This is a genomic window from Aquimarina sp. AU119, assembly GCF_900312735.1.
GTDB lineage: Bacteria > Bacteroidota > Bacteroidia > Flavobacteriales > Flavobacteriaceae > Aquimarina > Aquimarina algiphila.
Map to the genome: position 1 here is coordinate 356416 of NZ_OMPF01000022.1, position 12188 is coordinate 368603.

8 protein-coding genes are annotated in these 12188 nt (G+C 33.3%); 4 read left to right on the forward strand and 4 right to left on the reverse strand.

Annotated features, from left to right (window positions below):
* Nucleotides 1-198 precede the first annotated feature (198 nt).
* The 3 genes from DK442_RS19485 to DK442_RS19495 all read left to right on the forward strand — a co-directional run bounded on the left by DK442_RS19485 (nt 199) and on the right by DK442_RS19495 (nt 8288).
* Nucleotides 199-3222 (forward strand): TonB-dependent receptor, encoded by a 3024-nt coding sequence (locus DK442_RS19485; protein WP_109437565.1) that lies wholly within the window; start codon nt 199-201, stop codon nt 3220-3222.
* Nucleotides 3223-3239: 17 nt separating this feature from the next.
* The gene (locus DK442_RS19490) at nt 3240-4769 is read left to right on the forward strand and encodes a RagB/SusD family nutrient uptake outer membrane protein (protein ID WP_109437566.1); all 1530 of its coding nucleotides are present in this window, start codon (nt 3240-3242) and stop codon (nt 4767-4769) included.
* Nucleotides 4770-4949: 180 nt separating this feature from the next.
* Nucleotides 4950-8288, forward strand: a complete 3339-nt coding sequence (locus DK442_RS19495; protein ID WP_109437863.1) for a VCBS repeat-containing protein — start codon at nt 4950-4952, stop codon at nt 8286-8288.
* Between the two features lies 1 nt (nt 8289).
* On the opposite strand, the gene DK442_RS19500 is transcribed toward DK442_RS19495, so the two are convergent.
* The 4 genes from DK442_RS19500 to DK442_RS19515 form a co-directional block, all read right to left on the reverse strand.
* On the reverse strand, nt 8290-8685 hold the full coding sequence (locus DK442_RS19500) for a DUF2809 domain-containing protein (RefSeq protein WP_200825139.1): 396 nt from the start codon (nt 8683-8685) through the stop codon (nt 8290-8292).
* Nucleotides 8686-8704: 19 nt separating this feature from the next.
* Nucleotides 8705-9274, reverse strand: a complete 570-nt coding sequence (locus DK442_RS19505; protein ID WP_109437567.1) for a pentapeptide repeat-containing protein — start codon at nt 9272-9274, stop codon at nt 8705-8707.
* 33 nt (nt 9275-9307) lie between these two features.
* Nucleotides 9308-9685: a VOC family protein gene (locus DK442_RS19510; protein ID WP_109437568.1), complete on the reverse strand. Its 378-nt coding sequence runs from the start codon at nt 9683-9685 to the stop codon at nt 9308-9310.
* 71 nt (nt 9686-9756) lie between these two features.
* Complete coding sequence (locus tag DK442_RS19515; protein ID WP_109437569.1) at nt 9757-10929, reverse strand: proline dehydrogenase family protein; 1173 nt, start codon at nt 10927-10929, stop codon at nt 9757-9759.
* A 168-nt stretch (nt 10930-11097) separates the two neighbouring features.
* On the opposite strand from DK442_RS19515, the gene aroB reads away from it, so the two are divergent.
* Nucleotides 11098-12168: a 3-dehydroquinate synthase gene (aroB, locus tag DK442_RS19520; RefSeq protein ID WP_109437570.1), complete on the forward strand. Its 1071-nt coding sequence runs from the start codon at nt 11098-11100 to the stop codon at nt 12166-12168.
* Nucleotides 12169-12188: the final 20 nt, after the last annotated feature.

Here is a 12188-nt window from a genome sequence, read left to right on the forward strand (position 1 = left end):
ATTTGGTTAAAAGAGTTCTTTATCACTCAGGGAGCTCATTCGACAACTTTTAATTGGAAACAAAAGTTAGCGGTTATTGTGCAGTATTATTTATAACCAAATAAAAAAACTAACCAGGCGAATAATACTTCATAAGCAACCGAGACATATTTAAGTAAGGGATACTTTATTAAATTTTTCACATTTCAACAATTAATTATGAAAGAACTATTTTTTAATTTATCCAGAAAACGTTTGATTCTGGGGCTACTCACAGCACTGATGGGAATCTATCAAGTCTATGCACAACAAACGATAACCGGTAAGGTTGTTGGAGAAGACGATGTAGGTATTCCTGGAGTAAATGTTTTAGTTAAAGGTACTACTACAGGTCAAATTACTGATTTTGACGGTAATTTTAGTATTTCTGCTACAGAAAATGATGTTATTACCATTTCATATTTAGGGTTTATTACTCAAAATATAACGGTAGGTAATCAAACAACAATCAACGTAAAACTTTTAGCTGATACCCAAGCTTTAGATGAGATTGTGGTTATTGGGTATGGAACGGCAAGAAAAAGTGATCTTACAGGTTCTGTTTCACAAGTTTCTGCAAAATCTTTTGAAGGTCAACCTCTAGCACGTCTGGAAGAAGCTTTACAAGGTAGAGCTGCAGGAGTTACTGTTGCAAAAGCAAACGGAGCGCCAGGGGCAGCTATTAAAGTAAGAATTAGAGGAGCTAACTCTATTAACCGAAGTAATGACCCTCTAGTTGTTATTGATGGTTTTATTGGTGGTGACTTAAGTACATTAAACCCTAATGATATTGCATCGATAGATGTATTAAAAGATGCCTCTGCAACAGCAGTTTATGGATCACGAGGATCTAATGGAGTGGTTTTGGTAAGTACTAAAAAAGGTAAAGGCGTTACAAAAGTAGATGTTGATTTTTTTACGACAATATCTACAGTACCAGATTTAATACCTACTTTGGGGGCAGCTGATTTTGCTAGAATTGAAAATTCAAGAAGAATCCGAGGCGGTGGATCTGCAATTTTCACAGATCAAGAAATAGCTGGTTTTGCGGCTAATGGAGGAACAAATTATCAAGATGAGATATTTCAAACTGCAATAAGTCAAAACTTACAACTATCTGCAAGTGGATCTGAAGGAAAGATTGGATATTTTATATCTGGTAATTATGTCAATCAAGAAGGTGTCGTAATTAATACTAATTATGAACGATATTCATTACGTTCTAACGTTAACGCAAACATCTCTGACAAGTTTAAAATTGGGTTTAATATATTTGGTAGTAGAACCACTACAATAAATGATTTAAATCAATTTGGTCGATTTCAAGGAAGTGTAGTGTTAAATGCTTTATCCTGGGACCCTACTACTCCAATCTTTGATGAAAATGGAAATTACAATAATGTTTCTGAAAGAAATTTGGCATCCCTTAACTATAATCCAGTTGCGAACCTAACACTGGCCAATGTTGAAAATATAAGAGACAGAATTGACGCCAATATCAACCTAAGTTATGATATATTAGAAAATCTTAACTATACTCTAATAGCAGGAGCAACAACTTTTAATGGGTCCAATGAAAGTTACAGAACATTTAGAGCTGACCCTCCAACGGCTGGTTTTGGAGACAATAAAAATACGACTCATCAGATCAGTAATATTCTTACCTGGAGCAAAGAATTTGGTCAACACAATGTAAAGGCTACCGGAGTCTATGAATTTTCTGGGATACAGAATCGTTTTAATGGATATAATGCTGCTCGTCTTTTTGTTCCTGGTGGATTCTATTTTGCAGAAACTGCTCCTGGATCTGGCCAATCTGTTTTTAATAATTTTTCAGAAAGAAGTATTCAATCCCTAATGGCCCGTGGTGAATATATTTATAATAATGCCTTATTTGTCACAGGAACAATTCGTATGGATGAGTCTTCAGTATTTCGATCAGAAAACAGAAGAGGATATTTTCCTTCTGTAGCTTTAGCATATTCATTTGATAATATGACATTTATAGAAAAAAGTAATGTTTTTAGCAGTCTTAAACTAAGAGCTGGTTGGGGACAAGTAGGTAACGAAAACATAGACCCTTACACTACTTTTCCTAATGTACAAAATGCAAATTTTTCATTCAATGGATCAGATTCTACACCTGGTGTAGCACCTAACAGTTTTGGTAACCCTGATCTAAAATGGGAAACCACAACACAGACCAATATTGGTATAGATTTAGGTTTTTTAAACGGGAGAGCAAACCTGTCTATAGATGCCTACCAAAAAAACACAACAGATCTACTCCTTGATGACCCTGTAATCCCTTCTAACGGTGGTAATGTAACAATTTCAAAAAACATTGGAGAAGTAGAAAACAAAGGAATTGATGTTGCTATTTCTGCAGATGTAATCAATACAGATAATTTTAACTGGAATACCAATTTTAATCTATCCCATTTTAAAAATGAAGTAACTGACTTAGGTGGTCGTGATGAAATTCAAGGAACTTTTGGTAGTATCGATGGACAAGGTAGAACCTGGAACATTATACAAGTAGGTCAACCTTTAGGGCAATTTAATGGAGCTACTTTTTTAGGAACCTGGAAAACATCTGAAGCAGCTGAAGCGGCAACATTTGGAAGAGCACCGGGGGACGCCAGATATCTTAGAGATGAAAATGGAGATATTGTATTTAGTGCTATTGGTAACGGTACACCTACATTAACGTGGGGTTTTAACAATACTATTACTTATAAAAACTGGGATCTAAATATATTCTTTCAAGGAGTACACGGTTTTGATATCTTAAATGCTGTACAAGGTGTAATCGTTGGTAACACAGGAAATCAAAGAAGTTTTTTAGCTCCAGAACAATTAAATCAATGGACACCGCAAAATGAAACAGATATTCCCGCAGGAGGACCGAATGAAGCCGGATCAACACGCTATATAGAAAAAGGGGATTTTATCAGACTTAGCAATCTTACTTTAGGATACACATTAAAAGATGTAAAACATTTAAATGCCAATGTTAAGCTGTATATAACAGGACAGAATTTATTCTTAATCACAGATTATTCTGGATATGACCCTGAGCTCACATCTGTCCCGGCAGATGATAATGCAGGAAATAAAAGTGTAGATGTAGCAGCAGGTATAAATGCAGGAGCCTACCCAAATCCAAGATCATTCATTTTTGGAGTAAAAGTAGGGTTTTAACACAAAAAACAAATTTTATGAAAACAACATATAACAAAAAAATAAAAAGCAAAATAAGATATTTATTATCAGTAGTGATAATAACATCTATTTTTCAAAGTTGTGCAGATTTGGATGAAGATCCAACAATAGCGCAACTAGCTCCGGGTGCATATTCTAAAATTCAAGAATTAGAACTAGGAGTTACCGGAGTTCATGCTAGATTAAATGATGCTTCCTGGATGACCACTTTTTATGCTCCTTTCTGGGCTGGAGATGATATTACTACTCATTTTGGAAGTAACAAAGCTGAATTTAGAGAATTTGATCAACGTCAAGTTTCTCAAGCAAACTCTAGAGTTAAAAATAATTGGGAAGCGATTTACAGAACAATTCGTGCTGCAAATACTGTTATATCTAATAACGAAGGACTTATTCTTACTGACCCCGGTGAAATAGAAACTCAAACTCGGTTAATTGCAGAAGTTTACTTTTTAAGAGGGGTAATGTTTTTTCATTTAGCCAGAATTCATGGACAAATACCTTTACCACTCGTTCCTGATCCAGATCAACAATTAGGTTTATCAGATCAGGTAACCGTTTATGAGCAAATCGAATCTGATCTCTTAGCAGCAGAAAGTGGATTACCAGATGTATACCCTGGAGTTAATGCAGGAGCCCCCAGACCCAACAGCGGTTCTGCGAGAGCATTATTAGCTAGATTATATTTGGATTGGGCAGGTTTTCCTGTTAAAGACAATGCAAAGTATGTAGAAGCTGCTACAAGTGCAAAACAAGTTATCGATAACAGTGCTGCACACAATTTTGCTCTACTAGATGACCTCGAGGATTTATGGACCTTAGCAAATGTATTTAATAGTGAGTCTGTATGGACAATACCTTATTGCAAGAGTTGTGGTCAGCCTAATCGTAAATTTGGAAAACTAGGTAATCCTTCAGACTTAGCTGGTTGGCAAGAAACTTTTGCTGAAATTCGATTTTTTGAAGATTTCCCAGAAGGCCCCAGAAAAGAAGCAACATATAGAACAGAGCATGATTGGGAAAACTTTAATGATCAACCAACTCCTGTTTTCAAGAAAATTGTAGGTCCTATTGAAGATAATTTGGCTCCTGACTTTCAAACGGATCGAAATGATTTCTTTATACGATATGCAGAAGTATTATTGATATATGCAGAAGCTTCTGCTCGATCAGGCAATATTACTGCAGAGGCATGGGAGGCATTAAATATGATTCGAAGAAGAGCCGAAGGGTTACCGTTTAATACTCCAAATGCAGGAGTAGATGTAACTACTGGTGATCTGGCAGAATTAGCGTTTACAGAGAGAAAATGGGAATTTGCAGGAGAATATTTACGTTGGAATGATCTGGTAAGAATGGAACGCGTCGAACAAGCACTCTCCAATAGAGCTCCTCAAACTTCTATGAATAGTAGTGGTGAATTATTACCAGAATTCAACCCTATTAAAGGTTCTTTGGGTACTGATAATTACTTTGCCCCTATTCCGCAAAGAGAAATCGACCTTAATCCAAGTGTTAATAACTAGATGAAAAAAGGTTAAACAAACTGAATTAATTATTTTTAAACACAACGGTGAAGTTTTAACCGGTTTTACCGTTGTGTATTTTACAACAACCATTATAAATCAGGCTGAAGATACTACTACACTATGAAAATTTTGGATATAAAATTGTACTCATCAAAATATTTAAGAACTATAGCTCTGATGGGAGTAATTTGTCTTTTCTATACCTCTTGTTCAGAATCAGAAAACAATTCTATATCAAAAGAAAATACAGAAACAAAAAAACTCTTTACTTCGATTCTTCCTGATCAATCTGGTATTGATTTTGAAAATACATTAACAGAAACTTTAGAGTCTAATTATTATCAATATATGTATACTTATATTGGAGGAGGTGTTGCCTCAGCAGACTTTAATAATGATGGACTAATAGATTTATTTTTTATTTCAAATACATCTGACAACAAACTTTATATAAATAAAGGAAATTTTAAATTTGAAGATATTACCAAAACATCCGGTATAGAAAAAAGAAAAGGATTTGATACCGGGGTAACTATAGCCGATGTAAATAATGATGGTTTTCTGGACATCTATATCTCTCGTGGAGGGTGGCAAGATGAAAATAATGCATTTGCCAATATGCTTTATATTAATAACGGTCCATCTACAAGCTCAGGACAAATAACTTTTACTGAAAAAGCTGAAGAACTTGGGTTAGCTGATGCAAATAGAACAATACAAGCTACATTTTTTGATTATGACAATGACAATGATCTTGATGTATACATTTCTAATACTCCTGATATCACTAGTAGAGCTAAAGTAATCGATCTTAATGCTGTACAAAAAGATTCTAAAACACTTACACTTAAAGGGTGCGACAGGTTATATAACAATGATGGAACAGGTCATTTTACTGATGTTTCTGAGAAAGCAGGGCTTTTATACGATATTGGGTTTGGGCTAAATCCACAAGTAGGAGATCTTAATAATGATGGTTGGCAAGATATATACGTTTGCAATGATTTTAATGTACCCGATTTGGTGTACATCAATAATACCGATGGCACATTTACAGAGTCTAAAGACAAACTATTTAAACATATGTCATTTAATAGCATGGGGAGTGATATTGCAGATATCAATAACGATGGGTTGATGGATATTATGACTTTAGACATGAATCCTGAGGATTATGTACGATCCAAAACCACTATGGCGATGACTTCTATAGCAAAATTTGAAGCGATGACAAAGAATGGATATCACCATCAATATATGCATAATATGCTTCAGCTTAATAACGGTAATTCCACCTTTAGTGAGATAGCAAATATGGCCGGTATGGCAAATACTGATTGGAGTTGGTCTATATTATCTGCCGATTTTGACCTAGATGGTTATAACGATATCTATGTTACTAATGGTGTATATAGAGATGTTATTGACCGAGATAAGAATAATGAAATCCTTCAGATATTAAGAAACAATAATAGAAAACCATCTCCAGAAGATTTTTTAAAATTTGCTCAGATGTTACCTCAGCAAAAACTAACAAATTATTTTTTTAAAAACAATGGAGATCATACTTTTGAAAACACTTCAGCAAAATGGGCAGATAGCATACCCACATTTTCAAATGGTGCAACTTATGCAGATCTAGATAACGATGGAGATCTTGATATAGTAGTCAATAATATAAATGATAAAGCTACAGTACTTAAAAATAATGCTATACAAACAAAAACCGGTAGTTTTCTTAAAGTTGAGTTACAAGGGCCAGAAAAAAATAAATTTGGAGTCGGTACAACAGTAAAACTTCATTTCATAAACAACAACAAACAATCTCGTCAACTTATAAATACAAGAGGTTTTTTATCTTCTGTTTCAAATGTTTTACATTTCGGCTTTCAAAAAAATGACTCTATTGCAAAAATCGATATCCTTTGGCCAGATGGAAAACAACAAGAAATTATAAGTGCAAATGCAAATCAGACCATCAAAGTGGATTATATAGATGCATCACTTATAGAAGAAAACAATACTTCACCCGAAAAGATAGCTAACACTACACTTTTTAGTAAAATAGCATCTAATTATAATCATACCGAACAACCATTTAATGATTATGATTTACAGATATTACTACCTCATAAACTTTCTCAAACCGGACCAGCAATAGCAAAAAGCGACGTCAATAATGATGGATTAGAAGATATTTATATCGGTGGAGCTCATAAACAACCCGGTACTCTTTTAATCGGACAAAAGAACAATCGTTTTAAGCATATACCTGTAAAAGATTTTGTAAGCGATAAACAAAGAGAAGATGTCGGAGCTTCATTTTTTGATGCTGACAATGATGGAGATCAAGACCTTTATGTTGTGAGTGGGAGTTATGAGTTTAGTAAGAACCCTAAATTATTACAGGACAGATTATATTTAAATGATGGCCATGGAAATTTTTCAAAAACAACGCAAGCACTTCCAGAAGTAATAACTGCTGGATCTGTTGTCGTTCCCGCTGATTATGATAACGATGGAGATATTGATTTATTTGTTGGAGGACGTGTTATACCAGGAAAATATCCATATTCACCTATAAGTTATTTATTGATTAATACCAAAGGTACATTTAGTCGTGCAACACAAGAATTAGCTCCAGAACTGGAACAAATAGGAATGGTCACTGATGCTGTATGGACAGATATTAATGGAGATAACGCCTTAGATTTAATAGTCACTGGAGAATGGATGGGAATTGAAGTCTTTATCAACACAAAAAATAAACTTATAAAAAGTACTCAGTACAAAACCCTGTCAACTACAACGGGTTGGTGGAATACCGTATTAGTTTCAGATGTTGACAATGATGGAGATCAAGATATTATAGCAGGAAACCTGGGAACAAACTATAAATTTCATGCCTCTAAAGAAAAGCCTTTTCATGTATATACTCATGATTTTGATTTTAATGGAAATGAAGATATCATTTTGGCAAAATATTATAATGATAAAAAAGTTCCTGTAAGAGGAAAAGTATGTACTGCACAACAAATTCCACATTTAGCGAGGAAAATTCCAACATATAATGAATTTGCAAATGGTGATCTCAATAGTATCCTGGGGAAAGGTCTAGAATCTGCTTTGCACTATAAAGCTGTAGAATTTCGTTCGGGTATATTTTTGAATAAAGGAGATAACAATTATACCTTCTCCCCTTTTCCTCAACAAGTTCAACAGTCTCCGATTAATAGTATTTTGTTTGATGATTTTGATGGAGATGGAATAAAGGATTTGGTCTTAGCTGGCAATAATTACCAATCAGAGGTAGAAACTACTAGAGCAGATGCAGGAATTGGTTCTTTTTTAAAAGGTGATAGTAAAGGTGAATTTTCTCTTCTTTCAAATTTAAAGTCTGGTTTTTTTGCTGATAAAGACGTTAGGCATATGGTATCCATTAAAACAGCAAGAGGTAAGTTGATTATAGTAGCAAATAACAATGATTCAATGGATATATTCAAAAATGAATTATAAATCATGAATGCTTTGCAGAGAACATACTAAAAACATTTATTTTCTCTAACCAAAGTATTAAAATAAACCCTAAAGTGTAAGCGATCATATCAAACCATGAAAAAGAACTTCCAATAATAATTCTGGCTAATTTTGATTCTTGTAGTCCTAAAATAGTAACTATTTGAAAGTATTGCATGATTTCGACGAGATAGCAAAATAAAAGTGCACCTATTGCTACTGTTTTTGGATGAATATCAAAAAAACTTCTAACTCCATAGTACAAAAGAAGCACAACAAGTGTATCTCCAAAATAAGGTCGAATAATAGCATCATCTATATACATCGCAATACATACTTCTATTAAAAACACAAGAATTGTTAAAGCAAAGTATTTTTTATGAAATCTAAACATCATACATTTTATTTTTTTGGGATCATTCAATATCCAAATCATACTTCATTAATAACCCCTGTAAACCTAAAACACTAAATTTTGCGTTTTTAAGCATATTAGATTCTGGATTAATGTTATAATTCTTAGCCGATCTAAAATCTGTTTTACTTGCAATGGTCCTTTCAAATAAAGCTTCTGCTAAATCACAGTTTGCAAATACGGAACCTGTAAGGTTAGTTTCTGTAAAATCAGCTCTTTTGAGGTTACAACTTCTAAATATTGTATTCTTTAGTTTAAATCCATAAAAAGAGGCATATTCGAGATTGCAATGATCTAATTCTATGGTAAATAAAAAATCATTGCACGTACTAAAATCTATTCCCAGCATTTTACATTCTGTAAAAACTACTTCTTGAAAAGAAGTTTCTTTCATCATTACGTTATTAAAATTACAACGATCAAATTTGCATTCTAAAAAAGTAATTACAGACAGATCTGTATCAGAAAAATTACAATTAAAAAAAATACAATTGTCATATTCTCTGGCAGGTAACTTTTGTCCAGAAAAATTTTTGTTTTTGAAAGTTTGATCTAGAATAGAATTGCTCATTATTTAGTCCTGTTGAAAATAATACCTTATATTTTAATTTATTCTCCAGGGCGGATTTTTTCTATTATCTCCACCAAAGTATAAAATGATTTGATTCCCATCTGGATCTTTCAATCTTGCCTCTCGCCAAAGCCAACGTTGATCGGTGGGTAACTGATCAAACTCAAGTCCCTCCTTACTAAGACGTTGTACTTCTGTATCTAATTTTTCGGTTTCAAAATAAACATATACCCCATCTCCTTTTGGTAATTCTTCAACTTCATGTATAGAAAATGTTGCATTACCCTCTACACATTCAAAACGCGCATAATGCGGTAGCGATTCTACAATAAGACGTAATCCTAATTTTTTATAAAATATAATTGATTTCTCTAGATCAAGAGAAGGTACAGTAATTTGATTTAAATTCATTTTCAGATAATCTCTTAAGTTTTACAAAACATAAAAATAAACTGAAAATTATAAGCCTAATACATTTTTGCCTATAACTTTCTTCGTTTCTTTTCTTGTGACAATAAATTTAACTCTCTACTTGTCTGGCCGGCAACAGATGTGTTTTCTTCTGCCCTTCGTATTAAATAGGGCATTACATCTCGTACAGGTCCAAAAGGTAAGTATTTTGCAACATTATATCCTTCTGCCGCTTGATTGAAACTTATATGATCACTCATACCATAGAGCTGGCCAAACCAAACTCTAAAATCATTTTTGTCAATATTTAGTTTTGTCATCAATTCCATAGCCTTATAACTGCTTTCTTCATTGTGCGTTCCTATAAAAACCGAAATATCATTAAGATGTTCTAGAATATAGGTCATCGTCTCGTCAAAATTTTGATCTGTATGTTCTTTATCCTTACAAATAGGTGTTGGATATCCTTTTTCTTTAGCGCGTTCATTTTCCTTTTCCATATATGCGCCTCGAACGATTTTGACTCCTATTTTAAAATCATGCACCCTTGCTTCTTCATGCAAACGTTTTAAATACTCTAGGCGATCATGTCTATATAATTGCAATGTGTTATAAACAATAGCCTTTTCCTTATTATATTTGCGCATCATTCTGGCAACCAATTCATCTGCAGCGTCCTGCATCCAACTTTCTTCTCCGTCAATTAATAGTGCTACATCGCAATCGTATGCCTTTTTACATACTTTATCAAAACGTTCCTCGATACGCTCCCATTCTTTTTCTTCTTCTGAAGTTAATGTTGTTCCTTCTGTTTTCTTCTGCCAAATTAGAAAGCGCCCAAATCCTGTAGGTTTAAATACACTAAAAGGCATGGCGTCTTTTTCATCGGCAAATTCGAGAAGTTTTAATGTTTTTTCTAGCACCGCATCAAACTGAGTTTCTTCTTCTTTTCCTTCTACAGAATAATCGAGTACAGAACATACTTTTTTAACATACATCTTATCAACTACAGATAAACAATCTTCTTCACTAACTCCACCGCAAAAATGATCAAAAACAGTGGCTCTTATCAATCCCTGAACTGGTAGATGTGCTTTTATTGCAAAATTTGTTACCGCTGTACCTATTCTAACCAAAGGTTCATTAGAAATCATTTTAAAAAGAAAATATGCTCTTTCCAGCTCTGAATCACTCTTCAAAGCAAAGGCTGTTTCTGTATTGTCGAACAAGTTATTTTGACTCATTAATAATTAATTTTTAAGAATCTTCAGTCCAGAAGATATATTACTAAAAATATGATTGATTTTCATCAATCCTTATTGCTTATTTTAGGATATCTGCAAATATAGAACTTGCGAGTTTATTTTTTTGCAAATTCTACTTAATTTCGCCTCTCATTAATTCACCCATATATGAAGCCCATAGTTTCAAAAGATTCAACCGTTTTTTTTGGTCAGGAATGTTATACTACGTTAAACAATTATTTAGAAAAAGCTAATCATTCTAAGATTTGTATTCTTGTAGATAGCAATACACACGAATATTGTTTATCATTATTTATGAGTAAAATCGAAAAAGAGTATGATATTGAAGTTATTGAAATAGAAAGCGGTGAAATTCATAAAACTATTGAAACTTGTAGTGGTATATGGAATGCACTATCAGAGTTAGGTATGGATCGCAAAAGTCTAATGATTAACCTAGGAGGTGGTGTAATTACTGATATCGGTGGTTTTATAGCGTGTACATATAAGAGGGGAATTACATATATCAATATCCCAACTTCATTATTGGCTATGGTAGATGCCTCTGTTGGTGGAAAAACAGGTGTTGACTTAGGAAATTTGAAAAATATGGTCGGAGTGATTAGTGAATCTGAAATGGTTTTAATAGATACCGAATATCTTACAACATTACCAGTTAACCAAATGTGTAGTGGATTCGCAGAAATGTTAAAACATGGACTTATACAAGATCGTCAATATTGGGAAAAAATAAGTGATTTATCACAACTGGATTTTGAAGATTTAGATCAAATGATTTATGATTCTGTTGTTATTAAAAATAAAATTGTTTTTGAAGATCCTACAGAACAAAACATTAGAAAGTACCTAAATTTCGGGCATACCCTGGGACATGCTATAGAATCGTTTTATCTAACACATCCCGAAAAAACCACACTATTACATGGAGAAGCTATAGCCATAGGGATGATAATGGAAGCATATCTTTCTACCCAGGTACTATCCTTATCTTTTAATGATCTTGAATATATTAGTCAGGTGATCTTGGCTACATTCCCAAAAATAGATATTGACCCTAATACATATCAAGACATTATGGACTTACTAATTCATGATAAAAAGAATGAAAAAGGAAATATTTATTTTGTTTTATTATCTGCAATTGGAGAAGCAAAATATAATTGCACCGCATCAGACGAACTAATACTTAAATCCTTTGGATATTATGCTTCACTCTAATTTTTAATGGCATTATAAAA

Excerpts from the sequence above, each read along its gene's own strand:
- DK442_RS19485 (WP_109437565.1), top strand. The coding sequence starts at position 199 with ATGAAAGAACTATTTTTTAATTTATCCAGAAAACGTTTGATTCTGGGG.
- DK442_RS19490 (WP_109437566.1), top strand. The coding sequence starts at position 3,240 with ATGAAAACAACATATAACAAAAAAATAAAAAGCAAAATAAGATATTTA.
- DK442_RS19495 (WP_109437863.1), top strand. The coding sequence starts at position 4,950 with ATGGGAGTAATTTGTCTTTTCTATACCTCTTGTTCAGAATCAGAAAAC.
- DK442_RS19500 (WP_200825139.1), bottom strand. The coding sequence starts at position 8,685 with ATGATGTTTAGATTTCATAAAAAATACTTTGCTTTAACAATTCTTGTG.
- DK442_RS19505 (WP_109437567.1), bottom strand. The coding sequence starts at position 9,274 with ATGAGCAATTCTATTCTAGATCAAACTTTCAAAAACAAAAATTTTTCT.
- DK442_RS19510 (WP_109437568.1), bottom strand. The coding sequence starts at position 9,685 with ATGAATTTAAATCAAATTACTGTACCTTCTCTTGATCTAGAGAAATCA.
- DK442_RS19515 (WP_109437569.1), bottom strand. The coding sequence starts at position 10,929 with ATGAGTCAAAATAACTTGTTCGACAATACAGAAACAGCCTTTGCTTTG.
- aroB (WP_109437570.1), top strand. The coding sequence starts at position 11,098 with ATGAAGCCCATAGTTTCAAAAGATTCAACCGTTTTTTTTGGTCAGGAA.